The following is a 24,496-nucleotide window of genomic DNA, read 5'->3' as shown; positions in this document are numbered from 1 at the left end:
GTGACCGGCGGAATGGATATATGCGGGCCTTGCCCGGATTGTGCTGCGGGCCGGTTCCGGCCCGAATAGTGACCGGAACCGGCGGTAAGCGTGCTATTTGCCGTTCAGAAACTGCGGATCCACAAGAATGTTTTCTACTTCGCCAAAGCTTTTGTCTTTGAGCGCACCCTTGAAGTAACCGGCTTTGTTCAACTCGCCCAAATAGCCGTTGGCGCCTTCTTTCCAGCCATCAGTAAAGCTCTGCAAAAACCGCAGGTTGGAATTTTTGCCGATTTCTTCCGGCAGGCCTATCCATTTGGAACCGACAATGCCGGCGCGCTGGGCGTCTTCGTTGCACCACTGGCCCACGCCAGCCATCAGGCTTACAAAGTCGCGCAGAATGGCGGGGTGCTCGGCAATGATTTCGTCGCGGGCAGCGATAACGCAGCAGGGATAGTCCGACCACTGTCCCGCAGGGGGAAGGTCGCGCAGCATGCCGATATCGCAACCGGCCCCTTTGCCTGCGGCAGTTTGGGGGAAGGGTTCCGGCCCGACAACGGCATCAACCTGTTTACTGCTCAGCGCCGGAATAAGGTTGGACATGCCCTTCAGGTCCACCAGCACCACCTGCGCCTTTTGGTCAAGGGGATTGCTTGTATAGCTGATACCCTCTGCCTTGAGCGCGCTTTCCAGAATGATGATGGGCGCGCTGCTGGGCGAATGGTAGCCAATGCTTACCGGTTTGGAAGAGGATTTGATGTAAGCGGCAAACTCCGGCCAGGTTTTGGCCGGGACGGCATTGGAAACCACAACGCCGCCGCTGGCAAGCACCAGCGGGGAAACGATTTTTATGGGAATGCGCTTGTCGATGCCCGCCATGATGGCGGTAATGGAAGCCAGGCCGATATCAAGCTGCTTCTGGGCAAAGAGGGTGGCTGTTTCAGAGCCACTCTTGATGACGACAATGTCCAGCACGGCAACGGGCTTACCGTCTTTCATCAACTGGTATTTTTCCTTGGGAACCACGGGCTGCAGCCACATGCCGTTGACCGTGAGTTTTTCTCCCATATCCATCGCGGCCATGAGGGGCGTGTGGTTTGTGGTAAAAATATACCCCACCTTCAGTCGGGGCAACTCTGCGGCGTGGCTCGCGGCTGCCAGGGAAAGAACAAAAAGAGCTGCAAGAACTTTACTGAACAGGGTTCGCATACTGTCTCCATCAGGTTACTGGTGTTGCAGGGTATTCAACCTTGACCGTGTGCATCCGGGCAGGTCTGCGCGTATACCGCGTATGGTCTGGGTGGATGCAAGATTTTAAAAGCCTGCGGCGTTTCACTGACCGCAGGCATGAAGTTTCCGGTGTGCGGGCAGCGGCCCGTGGCAGACATCCTCCAGTTGTCCTTCTTCGCCAAGAAGGCCCAGCGCATCGGCGCGGCAGCGTGTGCAGTGGCGCATCTGGGGGATGAGTATGGCGGCCTCGTCCCGCAGGCGGCGCATCATTTGCGGGTCCGGTGAAGGCGTGCGGGCAAACCGGGTTCCCTGCACAGGCAACAGGGGAATGCAGTTCATAAGGTCTGCTCCCCAGGAAGACACCGCCTGGGCGACAGCCTGCACGTGCCTGTCGTTGATGCCCGGGATAACCACGGAGTTTATTTTTACGGTTACCCCCGCTGCCTTGAGGCGGCGTATTCCTTCTTCCTGCCGTTCAAGCAGCAGGGCCGTGGCGTCTGTTCCCGTCAGCCTGCGCGCGCCATCGCTCACCCAGGTGTAAATGTCTGCGCCAATGGACGGGTCAACCGCATTGACGGTAACTGTCACATGCCCCACCCCCAAAGACGACAGGGCCGCAGCATGCAGCGGCAGGGCAAGGCCATTGGTGGACAGACAAAGCAGAATGTGGGGCAGTGCCTTGCGCAATGCTTCCAGTGTGTGCAGTGTGCGCCTGGCGTCTGCCAGGGGGTCGCCGGGGCCGGCAATGCCGATGACGCTCAGGTGCGGCATCTGCTTTACGGCACGCAGGGCGGCCTCAAGGGCTTCTTCCGGCTCCAGCAGCCGGGCTGTAACGCCCGGGCGCGATTCGTTGACGCAGGAATAGCGGCGGTCGCAAAATCCGCACTGCACATTGCAGCCCGCAGCTACAGGCAGGTGCGCCCTGCCGAAGGAGCGGTGGGCCTCGGCATTGAAACAGGGATGCCGCGCACTGTCGGCCTGGGCTATGGTCATGCCTTGCTCCCCGGTTTTATGCCGAACCGTATACAGTCCTTGGGGCATGATCCCACGCAGTCGCCGCAATTCGTGCAGTTTTCTTCATCAGGCCGTGTGCGCATGAGACAGGCGCGCTTACACTGGTCACAATCGTTGCATTCCTGTGTTTTATAAAACCGGAAAAAGGAAAACCGGCGCACCAGCTCAAGGGCAGCGCCAAAGGGGCAGGCAAAGCGGCACCAGCACATGAGCACGCCAAGGCCCAATGCCAATATCGCTACCGTGATCACAAGGCGCAGTTGCCACATGGGAAAAGCGTGTTCCCACGTCAGCCATACAGACGGCCAGAATTCGCCAATCCGCAACGGCACGTTTACGCGGGGCTGCCCCATGACGAACCATATGGTCAGACCCGCAGCCAGCATGAGGTATTTTGTCCATTTATAGCTGCTTATGCCGGACGGATTGGCCTTGAAGCGCAGGGGGTTGAGGGCGAGCGCCCGGTTGACCAGGCTGCCGGGGCACAGCCAGCCGCAAAATGCCCTGCCGAAAAACAGGGCCACAGCCAACCACACTCCCCAGAAGCCCCAGAACAGGCGTGACATCTGGCCGGGGCAGGTTATGACAGGGCAGTTTTGGCAACTGACAAACGGCACGACAAAGGGGCAGCGAAATGCGCCGTACAGCCCCCATTCACCGATAAAGAGGGTAGAGGCAAAAAGCGCCGCCCTGTTACACCAATGCAGCATCCGCAGTTTGACGCTGGGCCTGGCGACTATTTCATGCAACATCTTTGACCCCCAGCTTTTCGATCATTTCCTGGCCCTTACTGGAAAGGGCGGGGATGAACCCGGCATGTTCAAAAAAGGCCTGGCCCTGTGGCCCGGTCAGCCAGTCTATGTAGGCGGCAGCCATGTTTTTATCCGCAGCGTCCGCCATAAGCCCCACTGTGAAGGTCAACGGCCCGGCAGGAAAAAATTTCTCCGGGATCTCGACCACGTCCAGATGATCGGCAAAGCGCTGCATGCGGCATATGCGCCGCTCGACGATCATTGCATCGGCATTGCCACTGGTGACGTTTTCTACAGAACGCTGCACGCAGGTTCCCTGCTCAGGCACATTTGCCAGTACCTGCTGTGTGAGGCCAGATGCCTTGAGCAGCCCCATAACCGCCTGGCCGCCGGGGGCGGAAGCGTCTTTGGCCATGGCAACGCGCACGCCGGGGCGGGCGAGGTCGTCAAGAGCCTGTATTCGGGCCGGATTGCCCCTGGGGACGGCGATGACGTAGCTTGTAAAGCACAGGGGGCGAAAACTGAGCATTTTCCCCGCCTTGCGCAGGTTCTGCGCGAGGGCAAGCACCCGTCCGGCAAAAACCTCGGTGTGTCCGCTGCCCGTGAGCAGGGATTTGCCGAGGGCTGCGGCAAAAGCGCCGGTATAGACGATATTGACGCCGGATTGACTGGTGTACTCCTCATGTGCCGGACACATGGCCTCGGCAAGACCGCCGCACGACCAGACCTGGAGCGTGCCGCCTGTTGCCGCGGCGGCAGCCCGGGGAGCGATGACCGCAGCTCCGGCAGCCCCCAGGGCCAGCGATTTTATGAAACTGCGACGTCCGTTTTCTTTCACATCCATAACAGTCTCCATAAACATATGTTGGAACCGATGGCTTGCCGCAGCCGTGAGGGGCTTGCAGGCGAACAGTTGTACACTCATGGAAAAACCGCGTTCGCACTCTTGTTTCCGCTGCCGTACGGTTGGCGGCAGATGTTTTCCGGCCTGGAAAATAAAAAAAGTTTCGCATGGACATGCGAAACTTGCGCTGTGAAAGATGATTATCGCACCCTGTCAGGCAGGGCTAAAGATATGGCTAACCGGAGGCCCTGCGTGAAAGATGATGCGAGACAACCTGCCTCACAGCGCCGGTACGTCAGGTTCCGCCGGTTGCGATGCTATAATGCCGCAGAAACAGCGCCGCCGTGGTGCGGGCGGGGCTGAAAAGAAGCGGCATATGGGGTCGGTTGTTCACTTTCATTTCAGAAAACAGGGGTGTTATCCTGTCACAGGGCAGAGCGCTTCGGGCAGGGAGTCTGGCGTATGCTACTGTGAAAAAAATGTTCCAGCAAGGGGCATTAGCCGCGCTGCCGGAATTGACCGGCGCAGTCTGGATAAAAAATTTTGTGCCATCGCGTATGGGCCTGCCAGTAGGCGTACATTTTGGCCGTATGGCTGAACAGCCGCTGCGAAGGGGCCAAAGTGCGCAGCGTGCAGCATACTGCATTTCTGGCTGGTGCTGAAGGGACCGGGCCTGCCCAGAGGACAAGGCTTCAGGCATATCGCCTGGGCGGCTGTCCGGGCATAAATCGTATCCCCCGGCGGCTGGCCGCCCCTGCCGCAAGACAGGGCGGTCAACCGCCGGGGGATGTTTTATTGCATGCTTGTCAGCAGCCGGAGCTGCGTTTTGCTATTCAGCCGTAAAGGTGAGGGCCTCGTCCTTGACGTCCACGTTCACACGCTGGCCGTCGCGTATCTTGCCGCCCACAATCTGGCGCGCCAGCGGCGTTTCCACAGCCTGCTGTACATAGCGCTTGAGCGGCCGTGCCCCGTAAACCGGGTCATAACCCGCCTCGCCGATGAAGTTTCTGGCGGCATCGGTCATGTCGAGCCTGATCTTGCGGTCTTCAAGGCGCCTGCGCAGGCGGGCCAGTTGCAGATCCACAATGCGGCTGATCTGGTCGCGCCTGAGCGGCAGAAAGACCACGGTTTCGTCCACGCGGTTCAGGAATTCCGGCCTGAAATGCGCCCGCAGTTCTTCCATGACACGTTCGCGCGCGCCTTCTTTCAGGGCGCCATCCGCTTCAATACCGTCCAGAAGGTGCATGGAGCCGATGTTGGACGTCATGATGACAATGCAGTTGCGGAAGTCCACGGTACGCCCCTGGCTGTCAGTGAGGCGGCCGTCATCCAGCAGTTGCAGCAGCGTGTTGAACACGTCCGGGTGGGCTTTTTCTATTTCGTCAAAAAGGATGACGGAATAGGGCTTGCGCCGCACGGCTTCGGTAAGCTGGCCGCCCTCGTCATAGCCCACATATCCGGGAGGCGCGCCGATGAGGCGGGATACGGAGTGCTTTTCCATATACTCGCTCATGTCCAGGCGGACCATGTTGTCTTCAGTATCAAAGAGCGCCTCGGCCAGGGCCTTGGAAAGCTCTGTTTTACCCACGCCCGTGGGACCGAGGAAAATAAACGAGCCGGTGGGCCTGTCCGGGTCGGAAAGCCCGGCACGGGCGCGCAGCACCGCATCAGATACCGCATTAACGGCTTCGTCCTGGCCAACTACGCGCTGGTGCAACTGTTCGGGCAGGCGCAGCAGCTTTTCTCGTTCCGACTCCAGCAGGCGGGTGACAGGTATGCCTGTCCACTTGCCCACAATTTCAGCCACATCGTCGGGCCGCACTTCTTCCTTGAGCAGGCGGGGGCCTTCAGCGCCGCTACCGTCGGAATTTTCGGCTTCAGCCAGTTTTTTTTCAAGCTCGAGCAGCTTTGAGTATTTCAGTTCGGCGGCCTTGTTGAGGTCGTATGCGCGTTCGGCCTGCTCGATGGCCAGCTTGGTCTGCTCGATCTGCTCCTTGATTTCGCGTACCTGGTTGATGGAGCCTTTTTCACTTTCCCACTGCTTGCGCAGGTCGGCCTGCTCGATGCGCAGATCGGCCAGTTCATTTTCAAGCTTTTCCAGCCGCTCACGCGAGGCCGCATCGGTTTCGCGCCGCAGGGCCTCACGCTCGATTTCAAGCTGCATGACCTTGCGGTTCGCTTCGTCAAGATCCGCGGGCAGAGAGTCAATCTCGGTGCGGATAAGGGCGGCGGCCTCGTCTATAAGGTCAATGGCCTTGTCGGGCAGCTGGCGGTCAGTAATGTAGCGGTGCGAGAGCATCACGGCCTCTACAATGGCCGAGTCGCTGATACGCACGCCATGATGCACCTCAAAACGTTCTTTCAGGCCGCGCAGGATGGAGATGGTGTCCTCCACCGTGGGTTCTTCCACCATGACGGGCTGAAAGCGGCGTTCAAGCGCGGGGTCTTTTTCGATATACTTGCGGTACTCGTCCACAGTGGTCGCGCCGATGCAATGCAGTTCGCCGCGCGCCAGCATGGGTTTGAGCAGGTTGCCCGCGTCCATTGCGCCTTCGGTTTTGCCCGCGCCCACAATGGTGTGCAGTTCGTCAATAAAAAGAATCGTCTGGCCTTCACTCTTTTCCACTTCATTGAGCACTGCCTTGAGGCGCTCTTCAAATTCACCGCGGTATTTGGCCCCGGCGATAAGCGCACCCATGTCCAGGGCAAAGAGTTTGCGGCCCTTCAGCCCTTCGGGTACGTCACCCTTGACGATGCGGAAGGCAAGCCCCTCAACGATGGCTGTTTTGCCCACGCCCGCCTCGCCGATGAGCACGGGGTTGTTCTTGGTACGCCGCGAAAGAATGCGGATGACGCGGCGTATTTCCGCATCACGGCCGATGACCGGATCCATCTTGCCCTGGCGCGCCGCCTCCACAAGGTCGCGCGCGTACTTGGTCAGGGCCTCGAAGGTGTCTTCGGGGTTGGCGCTGGTCACGCGGGCGCCGCCGCGCATGTCTTCCATGGCGGCCACAAAGGACGCGCGGGTAATCTTGTACTCTTTAAACACTTCGCCAAGGGGCGTGGAAGGCGGCACTTCGGTCAGTGCGGCAAACAGGTGGTCAACGCTGACGTATTCGTCCTTCATGCGCTTGGCTTCGTTCTGGGCGTCGTTCAGTACTGTGGCCAGGCGCTGGGTGATCATGATCTTGGTGGGATCGATACCGCCGCCGGACACGGAAGGACGCTTGCGCACGGCGCCTTCAAGAGCCACCGAAAGAGCGCGGGGCTGTACGCCCATCTGTTCAAGAATGCGCGGCACGATGCCGTTTTCCTGCTGTGTCAGGGCCAGCGCCAGATGCTCGACATCTGTTTCCTGATGTCCCATACCCGCAGCGAGGCTTTGGGCTTCGCTGACGGCTTCGCGTGCTTTTTCCGTAAATTTGTTGATATCCATAAAGGGTCCTCCAGACAGTGCCGCATCTTGCAGGCGGCAAAATATTCGTAAGGCGTTATTATTTGAAATGCTATAACAGCCCGGGTCTTTTCCTGCGGGTCTCCCGCGCTGTGACCATTCTGGCCTGTGGGGCGGCTGTTTTTCCGGCCCATCGTGCCTGCGGGGTCTGTCCACCAGCCGGGCGTGTTTTGCGCGGCAGGTTTTCTGCGCGCCGCTGAGCCGGGCGCCTTCAAGGTATTGAGAGGGATGTTCTCTCAATTCGAAAGTCGTTCAAAAATTCATGCAGAGCGTTTGCTTGCCTGCGAAGTGTTTTCTGCCGGGTTTGGTGCCGGATTCGTTTCCTGCCTTGCGGTAGTGGAAAACCTGTCTGGCGCCGGCCCTTAATCCTCAAAATGTTTCAGGCTGCGTACCGCCTGTTCCAGCGCATCAATGCGCTCCAGAAGGTCCACTATGATGGTGCCGCCGAGCACGGGCAGTTCAAAGTCGCAGCAGATACGCTCAAGCTTGCGCACGCGGTAAATATCCGCATCGCGGAAAAGATGCCGCCGGGCAGTGTTGCCCCGGGCTTCAATCCAGCCGAGGGCCAGCAGCTCCTGCAGCCGCTCGGGGTCTACGCCCGTCACCTGAACAAATTCTTCCCAGACCATAACCGTGGAAGGCGCGGGCAGGGTGGGATGCTTGGGTGTCATGCTCATGCTAAAACCTCCACCAGTTGCTATGCGCGGGCCTTGAATGCTGATGTTTCGGCCAGCTTTTGCCAGAGTTCGCGCTCATCGTCGGACAGTTGCGCCGGGGTTTTGATCATGACCCTGGCAAGCAGGTCGCCGCGTTTTCCGGATGCACCCAGCCCTTTGCCGCGCAGGCGAAATTTGCGCCCCGAACTGGACCCGGCGGGAATCTGCATTTCAACGTTGCCTTCAAGGGTGGGTACTTCCACCTTGCCGCCGAGCACTGCCTCCCAGGGGGCCAGCGCCACATCGCATTGCAGGTTTTCGCCGTCCACCCTGAAGGTGGCGTGCGGCAGATAGCGCACCCGCAAAAAGAGGTCACCTGATGTGCCACCGGGGGCGGGATCGCCCTGACTTGCCAGGCGCAGCTTTGCACCTTCGCGGATACCGGCGGGCACGTTGACTTCCAGCGTTTTCGGCCCCTGCGGTCCCTGCAGCGAGACAGTGCGGCTGCCGCCTTTCTGCACCTCTTCAAGCGTCAGGGGCAACTCGGCCTCAACGTCACGGCCCCGTCGCGGGCGGGAAGAAAAGCCGCCGAATGGGTCGGGACCGAACTGGGTGCGGCCGCCGCCCTGCCCGCCAAAAGGCCCGGCCTGCCCGCCGAATTGCGCGCCGCGCGCACCTCCGAACAGGGTTTCGAAAAAGTCTGAAAAGCCCGAGCCGTCAAAGTTTTTGCCATTGAAGGTAAAGTGCACGTTTTCAAAACCTGGTTCGCCCTGAAACTGCTGGCCGTGCTGCCAGTTGGGGCCGAGCTGGTCGTAAAGCCTGCGCTTTTCAGCATCTTTGAGAACCTCGTGGGCCTCGTTGATTTCTTTAAATTTTTCTTCTGCCTGCTTGTCGCCGGGATTCAGGTCGGGGTGGTACTGGCGCGCCAGCTTTTTGTAGGCCTTGGAAATATCCTCGGTCTTGGCCGTGCGCTCCACTCCCAGAAGTTTGTAATAATCTTTGTAAGATACTGACATTCTGCGCTCCCCCGTGCGAATCGTACTGTCGAGCGCAGCCCGTGTGCGGGCGCGCTTCGGAACCGCAGGCCTTTTTGTGGCTGTGGTTCAATATGCAAGAATAAGGCCGTTCTGTGTAAGGTCAATGCCCGGCATTGGAAAAACAGTATACATTTTTGCGCAAAAAGCCAAAGGGCAGGGCTGAAGGCCGGTGAGGCAACGGCCTTGATTTTTCAGGATTGTCTTTGAGGGGAGCACGTTTCACCAGGCTGCGTGTCGGCCACTATTGGGCAAAGGCCTGCTCACAAGCGCAGCTGGCGGCAAAAGAAGGCGTGTGTGACTGCCCGGGTAAAGCAGCCCCTGTGGAGTGCAGGAGCCTTGCTTCTTTGTCTGGAACGAAAGCAGCCGTGCACATGTGGGCCTGCGTACACGCCACATGCCCTTTGGGGATGCTCCGCCCGTTATACGAAGGAAACTACGGGTGGAGGCAGGTGGAGGCAACAGAGAGGTCCGGGCAGCGCTGTGTATCACTGTGCAGCGAAGCTGCCCCGGCCTGTGCGGGAAATGCGCGCAAAAACGGCAACCGGCTAGCGCAGACCGGACAGTTTTTCCAGCAGCATTGAGGCCTTGGCCGGGCCAATGCCAGGAATTTTGCGCAGATCTTCCTGCGTGGCGGCACACATGGCCTCCACACTGCCGAAATGGTCCCACAAAAGGCGCGCCGTGGCCGGGCCAACGCCGGGCAGACGCATGAGTTCGCCTGCAAGGGCTGCTCCACGCCGGGCCTTGCGGTGGCGGCCGATGGCGAAACGGTGGGTTGTATCACGAATGTTTTGCAGAAAAAGCAACTCCTGGCCGCCTTCGCGCAGGGGCAGGGCATTGGCGCGGTTGGGTACAAAAATGCGGTCGGCCACATTGCCCGCGCGGCGGTCGGCGTGGCCCTGCTCATCTCTGGCTTTGGCAATGGCCGCCAGTGCGAAAAGGTCGGGCTGGCCCGCTTCTTCAAGGGCGCGCTGTATAGTGCGCAACTGCCCACGGCCGCCGTCAATAAGCAGCAGGTCGGGCCAGGGAGGGCCGCTTTCAAGCCTGCGGGCAACCCAGGCGTACAGGGTGGCGTAGTCGTCACCGCTGTCGGGCATGCTGTAGGTGCGGTACTGCGGGCGCGCGGGCTGGCCGTCTTCAAAAACCACCATACCCACACGGGTCTGGCGGCCGCCGGTATGTGACACGTCCACACATTCGATGCGGCTGGGCGGCCCGGAAAGGTGCAGGGCGCGGGCCAGCCTGTCCAGAATGTTCATTTCAGATTTCTGCTCCTGGCGGCGCGCTTCCTCGCGGGCGTTGGACTGGGCCATGTCCACCAGCTGGTTGTCTCCGGCATGCTGTGGCGGCACAATGCGCACCGCGCCGTCCCGGCGGTCGGCCAGGGTCTGCTCCAGCAGTTCGCGCCCGGTCAGGGGGGCGGAGGAAAGCACGGCGGCCGGAACAGAAGGCAGAGCGTCATCCGGATCAGAATGCGGGACAGATGATGGCCCGGAAGGCGGGCTAGACGCGTCCGCAGGGGGACTTGCCGCAACCGGAGGAAGGTCAGCGCCTGTCCCTGACGGTATGGGCGTCAGCGGGGCAGCTTGTGTGCCAGCACCAGCGTTTATGCCTTCGCCCGTACTCTCGCTATCTTCCGCGTCCTCCACGCGTTCTGTATCGGGCGGCAGCCAGGGCAGCAGTATGCGCGGCGGCGGCGTGATCTGACTGTAATACTGGCTTACAAAGCTCCAGAGCAGTTCGGGGGCGTCTTCAAATGTCAGGCCCGGCCAGTAGAAGGCGCGCCCGTCCGTGACGGCACCGCCGCGGACAAAGACTATGCCCAGAGCAAGGCCTTTCTCCGCCTGGTAAAGGCCAACAGCATCCATATCACCGCCGCCGGGCAAAACAGCAGCCTGCCGCTCCACCGTGCGCTCCACAGCGCGGATCTGGTCACGCAGCACTGCGGCTTTTTCAAACTCCAGATCTTCCGAGGCCTGCTCCATAGCCTCGCGCAGACTATCCAGCAGGGGGGCCGCACGGCCTTGCAGAAGATCGCAGACTTTACGCACGTTTTCATTGTATTGCTGCGGAGTTACCAGGTCCATGCACGGGGCGGGGCATTGCCCCATAAAATGATACAGGCAGGCGCGCACACGGTTTTTCATGGCCCTGTCGGAGCAGCGGCGCAGGGCAAAGGCCCGGTGTATGAGTTTCCAGGTTTCGCGGGCAGACAGGGCGGAAGTGAACGGGCCGAAGTAGCGTGCACCGTCTCGCCTTGCCTGGCGTACAACTTCAAGACGCGGAAAAGGGTGCTTGGGGTTGAGCCGAAACAGTACATACTGTTTGTCGTCCCGCAAAACGATATTATAGCGGGGCCTGTGCTTTTTGATGAGGCTCGATTCCAGAAGCAGGGCCTCTTTTTCCGTTGTTGTGGTGAGGTACTCTATACTTCCGGCATGAGAAAGCATGGCTTTTGTCTTGGCGGGCAAGCCTTCGGCCCTGAAGTAGGAGAGCACACGGCGGCGCAGAATACGGGCTTTGCCCACGTAAATGATGCGTCCCCGCTCATCCTTGTACAGGTAAACGCCGGGAGAAAGAGGAATGCTGGCTGGTTCTGGCTTTTGCATAGATAAATTTTACGTTGATAGTGCTCTGACCGCTGCGTGAACCGGCGTTCGCCATGCGGGGGCGATACAATAGCTTTTTTGTGCAGTTTTTTGTGCAGTTTTTTGCGCAGGCTGTCAGTGCGGGGGCGGCGCAGTTTGTTTGGGCAGCCAGATGTGAGGGCACCTTGCAAGCTCGGGGCGACAGGTTTGCAGCGGCAAGGTTTTTCGAAATATCTGGGACCCGCATGCCTTGCTGTGCCGTTGCAGTCTGTTGTGTTACACCACATATAACCATCCCCACCTGACTTGCCAAGCCAAAGCCGCGCAAGACGCGGGAAGAGTGCAGGAGCCTTGCCTCTTTGTCTGGAGCGAAGCGGGAACGGCGTTTTCAAGATATTGTTTTGAAGTCTGTATATCACGCCTTTTGTTCTGATGATCGGCGTGGGGTATCGTCTTGAATATATGTTGCTTGTTATACGAATTCTGATTGGACGCGACAGTCACCGGGTGGTGGGGACCATTCAGATTTCACGAACGTAGCAGGGCGGCCCATCGCCGGGCGCTCTACGCCGAAGTCGAAACAGGTTTTCTATGTTTTATTATTGCTATTCTATATTGCGTAACGCCTGAACTGTCCAAAGGTTTTGCCGACACAAAAAAGAACCTCTCCCATACGGGGAGTGCGCACAAAAAAGGGGGAAGCCTTGCGGCTTCCCCCTTTTTATAGCTGAATCAGAGATCGTGTTTTTCTTAGAAAGAGTACACGAAGCTCAGGTTGACGTTCCAGGGGTCACGCACTTCGTCGGACTTGCCGTTCATCTTGCTGTTGCCCCATACGGACTTGGACTGGTCAAGCCAGGTAGCCAGGTAGGCGGCGTCAAGCATGATGGTGAAGTTTTCGTACATCTGGTAGGTGCTGGTCAGGCCAACTTCCATCGCGTAGTCTTCGGTGGTCATGTACAGGGGGTCCATGCCAGGCGTACCATTGCCGCCGCTGTTGGCAGCGAGGCCCCAGTTGTCCTTGGACATTTTTTTGGCCATGGAGGGGCTGTTGGTGCCGCCGATGAGGTTCACGCGGAAGGTGTGCTTCAGGTCTTCAAGGAAGCTCATGTCCTTCAAGCGCGCGCCCACGCCCCAGGTACCGGCCATGCTGTAGCCAAGGGTGGCTTCGCGGGCAATGTAGGGGTTGCCGTTGAAGGCAAAGTTGGAGAAGCCGTTGTTATTGTTGTTCACGCTCAGGCTGGGCATGCGGCCGGAACCGTCGGACGGATTGTCGCTGTCGCCGGAACCGTACCAGCCGTAGATGCCGGGGATGGCCCAGTCAAGTTTGTATTCGGCAAGCAGAGAAGCCAGCCAGCCGGAGCGGGTCAGGCGGCTCTGGTCATATTCAGCGTGGCCGTAGTTGAAATCCCACGCAATGCGGATGGGGTCAAACATGGTCACTTCGCCGGTCAGGCCGGCCCAGATGGCGTTGCCGTATTCGTCCAGCTTGTAGTTAACCGGGCTACCGTCCTTATGACGGGCGCCACCCACGGGAACCATACCAGCGCGGGGGTACTTGCCGGAGGTGCCGGAGAAGTTGTTGAGATAACCATTGTCATTACGGAAAGCGTTGGGGCCGATGGCAGCGTACATGACCCAAGGGGTCACTTTCACGCCGTCAAAGGTCAGGGGCACGAGCAGGGCGGCAACGTCCACGTTATCCATATAGTTGCTCTGGTTGCCACTGTTGTCGGTGTTGTAGTTGTCGTTCCAGGGGCGGGCCCACAGGGCGGTCACGCCAACGTTTTCGTTGAACTGGTAGGAGGCGGTGATGCCGGCTACGTCGTCGTTGAACACGTTGCTGCCGGTGGTGAAGCTGGGCAGGGCCATGCCCTGGATACCCATGCGCACCTTCAGGTCAGTCTGGGGAACGATCCAGTCAAGGTAGGCGTTCTTGACTTTGATGACGTTGTTGGCGTCAGCACCCAGCGCGCCGCCGGAGCTATTCTGGCCCCAGGTCTGCTTGCCGATTTCAAAGAACACGGTACCGGACAGGGATTCGGAGGCTACGGCGTCCAACTGCAGGCGCACACGCTGGTTGGCTTCGAACTCGTCTTCTTTACCGTTGTAGCCGGTCTGGCCGTTGCCACCGGTAAAGTTGCCGTTCATGCCGTAGTCAAAGCTCATGATCCACTGGCCCTTGGCCTTGAAGTCGATGGCGCTGGCGCCTGTGGCAGCGCCGAACACCAGACCGGCCGCCAACAGAAGAGTAGCGATCTTTTTCATGGTTAACCTTCCTTTATTTTGCCCAAAAGGGCATGTTTTACTATACACGCCTGTGGAGCGGATGTCCGCTTCGGGCCAACTATAGGAAAGGCCCGCACACTTTGCAAGCATATTCGTGCAAAAATTTTAACCCGCCAGAGGGTATAAAAAGAAAAAAAGATCAATCATCCGGAAAATCTACAGGTTAAAAAAAATCTAGAGAAAAAACTTTTTTTCCGGACACGGCATTTTTTTACCCGGCAGCGGGCATAATTTGTAAGGGTTTAGCAAAAACAGCCCGTTATGGAATAATGCATGGCGGTATAAAATTTTTCGTCTCATACGAGGAAAGCCGGGGACGCATCCCCGGCTTTCCTGATGTGCCGTATGACCTTTACGGGCGTCAGGCTGATGCGCAGCGCCGTTTTGTGGTGTTTTTTTCTGCCGGTGCCAATTTGCAGGGGCCATTGCACGACGGCGTTGTCCCCTCTGGTATTTTTTTACAGGGGCCGACAGCCACTGGCCGGTGGCTTTCAGATTTCGCCTTTTTCCATCATTTCCGCTACTTGTGCCACATCCTTGTCTCCCCGGCCGGAAAGGTTGACCAGCAGGATGGCATCCTGCGGCATGCCCGGGGCCATCTTGATGGCATGTGCCAGGGCGTGGGATGATTCAAGTGCCGGGATGATGCCTTCGTGGCGGGACAGGGTGAAGAAGGCTTCCAGGGCTTCCTTGTCGGTAATGCTGACATATTCGGCGCGGCCCGCATCCTTGAGCATGGAGTGTTCCGGGCCTACCGAGGGGTAGTCCAGTCCTGCGGATATGGAATACACAGATCCGGCATCGCCTGCGGCATTCTTGATCATATAGGAATTAAAGCCGTGCAGTACGCCCGGTTCGCCAAGGCAGAGCGAGGCCGCGTGCTGGCCGTAGTCCGTGCCGTGTCCGCCGGGTTCCACGCCGATAAGGCGCACGCCGGCGTCATTCACAAAGCCGGAAAAAATGCCGATGGCGTTTGAACCGCCGCCCACGCAGGCCAGCGCCGCATCGGGCAGACGGCCGCAGGCTTCGAGCATCTGCTCGCGGGCCTCGCTGCCCACCACAGACTGGAACTGGCGTACCATATAAGGATAGGGGTGCGGTCCCACAGCAGAGCCCAGCACATAAAACATGGCATCGTCCGCCACCCACAGGGCAAGGGCTTCGTCCACGGCTTCCTTGAGCGTGCGCTGGCCGGATGTGGCCGCCACGACGTCGGCTCCGAGCATGCGCATGCGGATGACGTTGAGGTGCTGGCGCTCCATGTCCACTTCGCCCATGCAGATGGTGCACTCAAGTCCCATAAGGGCGGCTGTGGCGGCTGTAGCCACGCCGTGCTGCCCCGCGCCGGTTTCGGCGATGATGCGGCTTTTGCCCATACGCTTGGCCAGCAGGCACTGGCCGAGTGTATTGTTGATCTTGTGCGCCCCGAGATGGTTGAGGTCTTCGCGCTTGAGCCATATCTGCGCGCCGCCCAGTTTATGGCTCAGGTTGGCGCAGTGAAAGACAGGGCTTGGACGTCCTGTATAATGGATGAAAAGGTCGTTGAGTTCCTGCATGAAGCCGGGGTCGGCCAGGGCAGACTCCATAGCCGCAGTCAGTTCATCCAGGCGGGCCTTGACTGGTTCGGGAACATACTGGCCGCCGTAAGCGCCGAAAAAGCCGTTGCTGTCCGGTTTGTCGTGGGGTGCGGAATGCTGGCTCATGCGATCTCCTTGCTGCTGATGCTGTGTCGCCGTCATGCTACCTGGTCTGCGGCAAAACGCCGTTCTGCCGTGCCCGGTTCTGCGCCCGGCGTGGGCGGCTTCGGGACCGGTAAGCCTGAAAAGCGCAAAGGCTGAAAAACGGTTCTCACTCTGGCGTTTTGGGCGCTCTGTGTCAAGGCGCTTTCCTGTCTTTGCCGTATGCGCTGTATCTATGGATGCCCTTGTGATTTTGTGTTCTTCTTGCCGTGGCTTCCTGTTTCGCTTATGCTTGATGCGCGCACGCAATTTTGCGGCAAGGAGTTGAAATGCTGGATGAAAAATTTACCGGAAACGGCAAGGTCGTGCTACTGGCCGGCGGCGGCAAAATCTATACAGACATCGCGGCGCGCTTTGTGCGTAGCGAGAGGGACCTTGAAGACATTGTGGCTTCGCCCTATTCCAAAAAAATAGTGGAGAACATCCTGTCATCGGGGCACAGGGCCGCGCTGGAGTTTGATTTTTTCATTTTCGGCCTTGAGGGCTACTCCCGTGTGACCGAAACCCAGCTTGTGCGCAAGCGTCTGGCCTCTTACCTTATCAAGTCGGGCCGGGCGGAGCTTGGCGGCAAGCGCCGTTATTCTGTGGTGTACCCTCGCGGCGTGGCGGAGTTCACCGCGCCGGTGACCCTGCCCGGCGGCGCAACGGTGAACCTGAGTGGGCGCGACCTCGCCGATCTCGGCCGTCAATGGTATGAGGCGGGGCTTGATGCGGACCTGCCGGAAGAAGATCTGCGTTATCTCAAGCCGCAGGCTACGGAGTTCAAGGCCATTGTGGGCATGAATGCCCACGCTCTGCTGGACTGGTTTTCCATCCGCTGCTGCCGTAACGCCCAGCACGAAATACGGCACCTTGCCTGGCAGATGCTGCGCCTGTGCCGCAAGGCTGCCCCCGATCTTTTCGCAGGGGCCGGACCCAACTGCGTACAACTGGGCTATTGTCCGGAAAATGCCCTTCAGAATGCCCGCTGTAGAGGCCGCATCATTACCAAGGACGAGGCCATGGCCTTGCTGCGCTCTGCCCGGGGGGCCGCAGCCGCACCTCCGGTTCAGGATGAGTTTGCAGGAGACTAGGCCTCGCGCCTGCGTACTTTTTTTGCTGGCTGTGGCAAAAGACCTTTTTGCTTCTGTCGGGTGCAGCAAGAGCAGACTTTTCGGAAAAATTCTTTTGCCTGCCTTGGCACAAACTTTTTTCTGAGAGCAGTTTTTGCTTTGAGGCTGTTACGGAGGGTGCGCGGGCCAACGGCCGCCGCCAGTGCGCAAACCGGCTTCAGTCGTTGCCGAAGGGCTTGGGGTGAAGGCCGCCGCGCTGTTTGTCGCGCGGGTTTGGTTGTGGTTGAGGGCGCAGGTGCTCAGTGGCAGCAAATTTTTGCAGCAATATCTGGGGAGTGTCCCTGAAGCTGCTGCACCCGGATGGGTGCAGCAGGTCTGTGTGTGGCGCCGGTGTGGTGCTGCTGTGCAACGCGTATTGTGCGAAAAACCGCATTTTTAGGGGTTACATGCGTTCCCGAAAGGGTGTACTGTTTGAAAACGGATCTTGAAGATTTTATTTGCCTCAAGTTCTTTGTCAATAATATGGTCTGCTGCTGCGACCTTGCAGGCCGTGGATGTTGTGCAGGCGGGCAGGCTGCCGGTGTCGGCGCGGTGTCTGGACGGGGCCGCCCCGGCGGTATGCAGGAGCGGAAGGCTTCACGTGCCGGTTCCAGCCCGAAACGTATCCCGCCGCGCGTTTTTCCGCCTGCCAGCCGGTTGTTGGTGAGTGTGCGTTACGCGCCGTCTGTTTTTGTTCCCGCCATTTCCGCCGCTGTGGAAAGGCCGTCCGGCCTGCCTGCGGTTCTCGCATCATCTGCCTCTTTCCGGCCTGCCGGTCCGTTGACGACCGCGCCGATCATGACGCCCAGGTGGCACATGGCCAGAGCCAGCCACCAGACCCTGTAAAAATCGTGGCCGAAAATGCCGTTAAAAAGCCAGGCCACAAAGCCCATCCAGAAGCAGGCCGTCATGTGCCAGTAAATACCTTTTTTCTCGCGGGTACGCTCAGCCTGCAGGCGTGGCCTGATGCGCGTATATCCCCACCAGGAGAAACCCAGCAGGAAAATCATGCCCAGGGCAAAACCCACAAGCCCGTGCGCGTACAGCATGTCCAGATAGATATTGTGCGGGTGGCTGATGGTTATGGCGTCTTTTTCCGGGCTGAGGCCCAGGCTGCGAAAAGCGGCATTATACTGCCCGGCTCCGGCGCCGAACCAGGGGTGCTCCAGAAAAACGCGCCAGCCGAGCTTCCACAGGCTCCAGCGGCCGTCTTCCACCACAGCGTCCAGGCGGGCGCGGCCTTGAGCCACAAGAATCAGAAGCAGGGCGGCTGCGGCAAAAAGCGGGCCTTTCCAGCGGACCGAAGAGCTGCCCGTCAGGAGCAGCCACAGCCCCATGGCGGCGGCGATGGCCAGCGCTCCGCTGCGGCTGCCGGCGCCGGCCAGCAGGAAAAAAGCTGGCCAGAGAACGGCTGTGCTCAACAGCAGTGACGGCAACCGTGAAAAAAACTGCCGCAGGATGAACCAAAGGCCGAATGCCGGTATGAGGGCGAGGGCAATGTAGTTGCCTACTTCGTAGTCGTCAAAACTGCCTGTCAGCCGCCCGCTGTGGAGCGGGTAGCCCATGAGGAAATCCCTGCCTGTCTGCGCCTGCCACACACCATCAAGTCCCTGCCAGAAAACGGCCAGCACGCTGGCCCATACCAGGCGGCGCAGATCTTTTTCTCCACGGACGCACTCCATGGCGATGAACGGCAGAATGAACCCCTTGTTGAGGCCAGACCCGGCATGCAGCAGGGATGCGCCGGGGCTTTGCGAAAAGGCCACGCCTATAAAGACCATGAGTCCGAGGCAGGCGAAGAGCGGCCATGCCCCCAGCCTGCGCAATACGCTGTGACGCCAGTTGCAGCGGTAATACAGGGTGAGAAAGATCAGGCAGACCACCGGCATGATATCGCGAATGGCATAGCCCGAAGGAAATGTGACCAGTGAGACCCAGAACGACCAGAAAAGACAGGAGAACCAGCGCTCGGCGGGCGGCATCTGCCGAAAAGCCGCTATGGCGGCATGCAGACCGGTTATCTGGCCTTTGCCATATTCCAGCAGGTTTCGCACAGTCCCTCCCGAGCGATGTTACAGAAAAATATCTGCTTGATATTAAGAAGCTTTTATATCCCGCACTCTCTGTTTGTTCAAGTGCGGCAAAAACCTTGCCATGCGTTGGCATGCAAAATATACTGAGATAGTTCGTTATCTTACCATGAGGATAATATGGCACGATTTACAGGGTTTGATGAAGTTTACAGCGCTCTTTATGTTGATTTTGACAACATTTTTACCCGTTTTCTTGAAATCGACCCGGAGGCGGCCCGTGCCTTCGGCGCCACGCCGTACCGCTGGGTGCGCTGGATCGAAAACCACGCCTTGCGCATTCTTTACGGTGAGGGCGTGCGCCGCCGCATCCTGAAGCGCATGTGTTATCTCAATCCGCAGCGGTATCAGGAGTTTCGCAACTCTTTCATCCGCAGTGCCTTTCAGGTGGTGGATTGCCCGCCCCTGACATCCCGGGGCAAAACCAGCACGGATATTCATCTGGTCATGGACTGTATGGATGATCTTTCGCATTCCACCAAGTTTGACGAGTTTATCATACTTTCCGGCGATGCCGACTTTACTCCACTGCTCATCCGCCTTCAGGAACACGCCCGGCGCACCCTTGTGCTTTCAGTGGGGTATTCTTCTCCGGCCTATACGGCTGCGGCTTCTTGGCGCATCCGTGAAGACTGGTTTTTGCAGCAGGCCCTGCGCGATGACCGTGATGACCTGGATGGAGATACCGGTGATGTTTCAGGCAAGCCATCCCCCCATGCCACACTGGTGCAGGCGGCGGCCCGTGCGCCCGAAGGCCATAACGGCTACGATAATCGCGATGATGCCTTTCCCGCAGATGATGCCGATAACGGCGAAGGACCATCGCCCGGCAACGCCTGGTAAAAGATCTTGCCCAATCGGCGTGTTCCGCGGCGTTGGCGCTTGACGCAGGACGCGCCCGAAGCTAAAGATGATCACGCTTTCTTTTGGTTGCCCGCCCCGTTCAGGGGCACTGCGCATTCCGGCGAAAAATTCAGCCGTGGCCTTCCGCCGCGGGGAATATCCCGGGGCAGGCTTTTCCACTGGCGCTGTGGGCGGCGGGCTTTGACGGAAACCATTTAAGGAGGTCCCATGCTTCGCCGAATGACACTCGCCTTCGCTGGTTTTGTTCTGATGTGCAGCTCTGCTATGGCCGCTGAAAAAATCGTGGTCGCCAGCGACTGTACCTGGCCACCCATGGAAATGCTTGATGCCAACAAGAAACCCGAAGGGTACTCCAGCGATTACCTGCGGGCCGTAGGCAAGGCCGCAGGTCTTGATATGGACATCCGCAACGTGGCCTGGGACGGTATTTTCGGCGGTGTGGCCACCGGGCAGTACGATGTTGTGGCCTCTTCCGTCACCATTACGCCCGAACGCCAGAAACAGTTTGACTTCACCGAGCCTTACTATGAGGTTGTGCAGGCCGTGGTGCTGCCCGAAGGGCAGAGCGTCAAGAGCCTGGCCGACCTCAAGGGCAAAAAGGTGGGCGGCCAGATCGGCACCACCGGCATCTTTGTGACCCGTAAGGCCGATGTCGGCGCTGACATCAAGGAATATGACGACGTGGGCCTGGCTATTCAGGACCTGGTCAATGGCCGCATTGATGCGGTGGTCTGTGATGACCCGGTAGCCATGTACTATGTGAACAAAAAGGCCGACACCGCCGGCAAGCTGAACCTTTCTTACAAGACCAACGAAAAGGAATACTACGGCTTTACCGTGCGCAAGGGCCGCAAGGACCTTTTGGACAAGCTCAATAAAGGCATCAGAGAAGTAAAGGCATCCGGTGAGGAAGCCAGGATAATTGAAAAGTGGATGGGCAAATCCAACTAGCCCACAGGGGACGCGCCGGTACTTCCGGCGGAGTCCGTCGCATGAAGGAGGTTTCATGATACGTCGTTTTGCTTTCGCCCTGCTGGTTCTGACCCTGTTTTGTGGTCAGGCTTTGGCCGCTGAAAAATATGTTGTGGCTACCGACTGCACCTGGCCGCCTATGGAGCTTCTTGATGAAAACAAGCAGCCCGTCGGCTTTGACGTGGATTTTATTACTGAAGTGGGCAAGGCCGCCGGTTTTGAGGTGGACGTGCGCAATATCGCGTGGGACGGTATTTTTGGCGGCGTAGCCACCGGCCAGTATGATATTGTGGCTGCTGCCACAACCATCACGCCCGAGCGCCAGAAGCAGTTTGATTTTTCCGATCCCTACTATGAGGTGGCCCAGGCTGTGGTGCTGCCTGCGGGGCAGAACATAAAGAGCCTTGACGACCTCAAGGACAAAAAAGTGGGCGGCCAGATCGGCACCACCGGCGTTTTTGTTATCCGTAAGTCCGGTGTGCCTGTGGATCTCAAGGAATATGACGACGTGGGCCTGGCTATCCAGGACATGCTCGGCGGCCGCATTGACGCCGTGATCTGCGACGAGCCTGTGGCCATGTATTACGCTAACAAAAAGGCCGACACTGCCGGCAAGCTGAACCTTTCGTTCAAGACCGCCGAAAAGGAATACTACGGCTTTACCGTGCGCAAGGGCCGTACGGACCTGGTGGAAAAACTCAACAAGGGTATCAAGGCCGTCAAGGCTTCGGGCGTAGAGGCCGAGCTGCTTGAGAAGTGGATGGGCAAGGCCGACTAAACCGGACCAGCCATTATGGTTTCATGGGAGTCCGGGCCGTGCGGCCCGGACTCCGCAGCCGTATTGATCTGAAGGATTGTGATGCACGATAAAAAAGACGGAAGCAAGGGCAACATCATTATGGTCACGGAGGGGGCCTCCATCCCTGACCCCCGCGAATGGCGGCTCATCAATGCCTGGTCCATTGCCCTTGTCGGGGCCATTTCCACTCTGTTCGCCCTGTGCCTGCTCTGGCCCGAACCCTATTTGCGCATTTTGCTCTATCTGCCGGACGGCGTTCTTATCACCTTCAAGATCACCGTTCTTTCCATCTGCTGTGCCGTACCTCTTGGCCTGCTCACCGGCCTCGGGCGTATTTCAAACAATCGCCTGATCAACCTTATTGCTTCCACCTATGTGGAAGTGATCCGCGGCATTCCTTTGCTGGTGCAGATTTTTTACATCTACTACGCGCTTTCACGTTTTGTGCAGGTCAGCGGCGTTACTTCCGCCGTGGTGGCCATCAGTTTTTGCTACGGCGCGTATATGGGCGAAGTATTTCGCGCGGGCATTACCGCCATCAACAAGGGGCAGAGCGAAGCTGCACGCTCGCTGGGCTTCAACGGCTTTCAGACCATGCGTTATGTGGTCCTGCCGCAGGCCATGCGCACCATTCTGCCGCCCGTGGGCAATGAATGCATAGCCATGCTCAAAGATACCTCGCTGGTGTCCATTATGGCTGTGCCCGATATCATGCAGCGTGCCAGAAGCTTTGTGGGAACCACCTATCTCTATTTTGAAACGTATACGGTGGTGGCTCTTCTGTATCTTGTCATCACGCTCATCCTTTCAAAAACCGTGAGCATCATGGAAGCCAGGCTGAACTATTATGACGGAAAGTAGCACCACGGCCACGCAGGCCGCCCCTGCGCCCATCATTACCATCAGTAATGTATGGAAGTACTTCGGCTCGCTGCCCGCCCTGCAGGATGTGAGCCTGGACGTGGCTACCGGCGAGCGGGTGGTTATCATCGGCCCTTCCGGCTCGGGAAAATCGACCCTGCTGCGCTCCATAAACCGCCTGGAAGAAATCGACCAGGGCAGTATTGTGGTCAAGGGGCAGAATATAATGAGCCCGGACAACGATATTAACCTGGTGCGGCAGAATCTGGGCATGGTGTTTCAGCAATTCAACCTTTTTCCGCACAAGACCGTGCTGGAAAACCTGACGCTTGCACCCATCAAGTTGCGCAAGCTTTCGCGCGAAGAGGCTGAGTCCCGCGCGCTGGGACTGCTGAAAAAAGTGGGCATCAGCGACAAGGCCAATGTGTACCCGGCCATGCTTTCCGGCGGGCAGCAACAGCGTGTGGCCATTGCTCGCGCGCTCGCCATGCAGCCCGATATCATGCTGTTCGACGAACCCACTTCCGCCCTTGATCCGGAAATGGTGGGTGAAGTGCTGGACGTTATGGTCAAGCTGGCTGAAGAGGGTATGACCATGGTCTGCGTCACCCACGAAATGGGCTTTGCCCGTACCGTGGCGGACCGTCTTATCTTTATGGACCAAGGGCAGATCGTTGAGCAGGGCAGACCGGAAACCCTGTTTACTACCCCCCGCCATCCCCGCCTGCGCCAGTTTCTGAACCAGATCTTATAGAACAGGCGGTCTTTTGGGCAGGAGGGGTAGTTTTGTAAAGCAGGGCTGCCCTTCCTGCCATACTTTTTCCATCAAAATACCGGCGCTTGAGACGCCAGAAACGCCGCCCGCCCGTTCGGTGTCCAGCCTAGCAGTGGAGGGAAAACCAGTGGATTGCGGCGGCAGAGACCATGCGATGTCTACCGGTAACAGCACGTTATCCAATACCGTGGCCGTGGCCGTAAGCGGCGGCGTGGACAGTCTTTGCGCCCTTGTCATGCTGCAACAGGCAGGATACAGCGTATTGGCGCTGCACGGTCTTTTTTTGCCTGATGCCGCTCCTGAACCACCGCCTGGCCTTGCTGCGGCCTGTGCGGCTCTTGGCGTACCCCTGCATGTGGCAGACCTGCGGCCTGTTTTCGAGCGAGAAGTGCTGGCTCCCTTTGCCGCTGCCTACGCTGCGGGCCGCACGCCCAATCCCTGCGCACTATGTAACCGCGCCATAAAATTCGGTGCCTTGTTTGATGCCGCCATGGGGCTGGGCGCGCAGAGGCTGGCTACCGGGCACTATGCGCGGCTGGCCGCCGCGCCGGAAGACGCAGTGACGGCCCTTCTGCCGGAAGGACTGGACCCGGCGGCATCTCGGGACAATGCCCGCATTTCCGCCGTTGACAACGGTTGCGGCTGCACGGAAGGGCGGCATGGCGTGAGTGGGGCGCATCCGCCCCTGCTGGCTGCGGCGCATGACGCCGCCAAGGACCAGAGCTATTTTTTGAGCCTTGTACCGCGGGAGCGGCTGGCCCGGGCCTGTTTTCCGCTTGCGGAACAGGACAAGGCCCGCAGCCGTGAAATTGTGGCCCGGGCGGGTCTGGCCGTGCCTGTTCCCAATGAGAGCCAGGATATCTGCTTCGCTCCGGTTGTGAGTGGGGCTGCAACTGCGGGTCTGGCTGCTGCCGATGCCTACCGGCCTTTTCTTGAACGCCGCTGGCAGAAGGCCGCGCTTGTGCCGCCTGGTCCGGGACCCGTCTTTTTGCGTGATGCCGCGGGGGGACTGCGGGAGATCGCCCGGCACAAAGGCCTCTGGCGCTATACCGAAGGGCAGCGCAAGGGCTTGGGCATAGCCCACAGCGAACCCCTGTATGTGCTCGCCAAGGATGGCACGGCCAATGCCCTTGTGGTGGGGCCGCGCGCCTTGCTGGGCGTCACACGCTGCCTCACGGGCGCGGCCAACGTGTCCCTGCCGCAGCAGTACTGGACCGGTGAACTGCTGGTGCGCCTGCGGCACAGGCAGAAACCGTCGCCCGCTGTGGTGACGCTGGACGCCTCGGGTCGCCTGGATATATGTTTTGCGGAACCGCAGTTTCCTTCTGCTCCCGGGCAGGTCGCGGCTGTGTACGACGGCCGGGGGCATGTGCTGGCGGCCGGCATTGTGGAGACTATGACGTAGGCAGTGTTATGCTGATATGCTTTGGCTGTGAAGCAGATGAAGAGCTGCTTGCCTTGA

18 protein-coding genes are annotated in these 24,496 nt (G+C 58.9%); 7 read left to right on the top strand and 11 right to left on the bottom strand.

What is annotated here, in order from left to right; all coding sequences use genetic code 11:
- Positions 1 to 93 precede the first annotated feature (93 nt).
- The 10 genes from ACZ495_RS08430 to trpB form a co-directional block, all read right to left on the bottom strand.
- Positions 94 to 1,188, bottom strand: a complete 1,095-nt coding sequence (locus ACZ495_RS08430; RefSeq protein WP_394026283.1) for an ABC transporter substrate-binding protein — start codon at positions 1,186 to 1,188, stop codon at positions 94 to 96.
- A gap of 123 nt (positions 1,189 to 1,311) precedes the next feature.
- Complete coding sequence (gene nifB, locus ACZ495_RS08425; RefSeq protein WP_464262048.1) at positions 1,312 to 2,202, bottom strand: nitrogenase cofactor biosynthesis protein NifB; 891 nt, start codon at positions 2,200 to 2,202, stop codon at positions 1,312 to 1,314.
- Positions 2,199 to 2,975 carry a 4Fe-4S binding protein gene (locus ACZ495_RS08420; protein ID WP_464262047.1) on the bottom strand — a complete coding sequence of 259 codons (777 nt, stop codon included), beginning with the start codon at positions 2,973 to 2,975 and terminating at the stop codon, positions 2,199 to 2,201. Before ACZ495_RS08420 ends, nifB begins: the two co-directional genes overlap by 4 nt.
- Complete coding sequence (locus tag ACZ495_RS08415; RefSeq protein WP_296985661.1) at positions 2,965 to 3,819, bottom strand: substrate-binding domain-containing protein; 855 nt, start codon at positions 3,817 to 3,819, stop codon at positions 2,965 to 2,967. The genes ACZ495_RS08420 and ACZ495_RS08415 overlap by 11 nt, the downstream gene beginning before the upstream one ends.
- Positions 3,820 to 4,648: 829 nt before the next feature.
- Positions 4,649 to 7,255: an ATP-dependent chaperone ClpB gene (clpB, locus tag ACZ495_RS08410; RefSeq protein ID WP_012624215.1), complete on the bottom strand. Its 2,607-nt coding sequence runs from the start codon at positions 7,253 to 7,255 to the stop codon at positions 4,649 to 4,651.
- A gap of 380 nt (positions 7,256 to 7,635) precedes the next feature.
- Entirely contained in the window at positions 7,636 to 7,950 is a 315-nt protein-coding gene (locus ACZ495_RS08405) for a chaperone modulator CbpM (protein ID WP_012624216.1), read from the bottom strand.
- 20 nt (positions 7,951 to 7,970) lie between these two features.
- Positions 7,971 to 8,945, bottom strand: coding sequence for a DnaJ C-terminal domain-containing protein (locus ACZ495_RS08400; protein WP_464262046.1), 975 nt, complete (start codon positions 8,943 to 8,945; stop codon positions 7,971 to 7,973).
- A gap of 566 nt (positions 8,946 to 9,511) precedes the next feature.
- Entirely contained in the window at positions 9,512 to 11,575 is a 2,064-nt protein-coding gene (uvrC, locus tag ACZ495_RS08395; protein ID WP_072311685.1) for an excinuclease ABC subunit UvrC, read from the bottom strand.
- Positions 11,576 to 12,304: 729 nt separating this feature from the next.
- Complete coding sequence (locus tag ACZ495_RS08390; protein WP_012624219.1) at positions 12,305 to 13,822, bottom strand: outer membrane homotrimeric porin; 1,518 nt, start codon at positions 13,820 to 13,822, stop codon at positions 12,305 to 12,307.
- A 512-nt stretch (positions 13,823 to 14,334) separates the two neighbouring features.
- Entirely contained in the window at positions 14,335 to 15,546 is a 1,212-nt protein-coding gene (gene trpB, locus ACZ495_RS08385; RefSeq protein ID WP_012624220.1) for a tryptophan synthase subunit beta, read from the bottom strand.
- Between the two features lie 305 nt (positions 15,547 to 15,851).
- On the opposite strand from trpB, the gene ACZ495_RS08380 reads away from it, so the two are divergent.
- Positions 15,852 to 16,655 carry an FAD-dependent thymidylate synthase gene (locus ACZ495_RS08380; protein ID WP_464262045.1) on the top strand — a complete coding sequence of 268 codons (804 nt, stop codon included), beginning with the start codon at positions 15,852 to 15,854 and terminating at the stop codon, positions 16,653 to 16,655.
- A gap of 692 nt (positions 16,656 to 17,347) precedes the next feature.
- Here the strand turns inward: ACZ495_RS08380 and ACZ495_RS08375 are convergent.
- Entirely contained in the window at positions 17,348 to 18,727 is a 1,380-nt protein-coding gene (locus ACZ495_RS08375; protein ID WP_407844745.1) for an O-antigen ligase family protein, read from the bottom strand.
- A gap of 156 nt (positions 18,728 to 18,883) precedes the next feature.
- On the opposite strand from ACZ495_RS08375, the gene ACZ495_RS08370 reads away from it, so the two are divergent.
- From ACZ495_RS08370 to ACZ495_RS08345, 6 genes are all read left to right on the top strand, one after another.
- On the top strand, positions 18,884 to 19,606 hold the full coding sequence (locus ACZ495_RS08370) for an NYN domain-containing protein (protein ID WP_012624223.1): 723 nt from the start codon (positions 18,884 to 18,886) through the stop codon (positions 19,604 to 19,606).
- A gap of 228 nt (positions 19,607 to 19,834) precedes the next feature.
- Positions 19,835 to 20,578: a basic amino acid ABC transporter substrate-binding protein gene (locus tag ACZ495_RS08365; RefSeq protein ID WP_464262044.1), complete on the top strand. Its 744-nt coding sequence runs from the start codon at positions 19,835 to 19,837 to the stop codon at positions 20,576 to 20,578.
- A gap of 55 nt (positions 20,579 to 20,633) precedes the next feature.
- A complete protein-coding gene (locus tag ACZ495_RS08360; RefSeq protein ID WP_464262043.1) occupies positions 20,634 to 21,377 on the top strand; it encodes a basic amino acid ABC transporter substrate-binding protein in 744 nt (247 codons plus the stop codon).
- An 81-nt stretch (positions 21,378 to 21,458) separates the two neighbouring features.
- A complete protein-coding gene (locus ACZ495_RS08355; RefSeq protein ID WP_012624226.1) occupies positions 21,459 to 22,259 on the top strand; it encodes an amino acid ABC transporter permease in 801 nt (266 codons plus the stop codon).
- The gene (locus tag ACZ495_RS08350; RefSeq protein WP_012624227.1) at positions 22,246 to 23,013 is read left to right on the top strand and encodes an amino acid ABC transporter ATP-binding protein; all 768 of its coding nucleotides are present in this window, start codon (positions 22,246 to 22,248) and stop codon (positions 23,011 to 23,013) included. Before ACZ495_RS08355 ends, ACZ495_RS08350 begins: the two co-directional genes overlap by 14 nt.
- Positions 23,014 to 23,188: 175 nt before the next feature.
- Complete coding sequence (locus ACZ495_RS08345; protein WP_041723869.1) at positions 23,189 to 24,439, top strand: tRNA-specific 2-thiouridylase; 1,251 nt, start codon at positions 23,189 to 23,191, stop codon at positions 24,437 to 24,439.
- Positions 24,440 to 24,496 lie beyond the last annotated feature (57 nt).

The organism is Desulfovibrio sp. GTC20076 (genome assembly GCF_055385905.1).
Note: the sequence above shows the minus strand (reverse complement) of the source record. Positions and strands in the feature narration are given on the sequence as shown.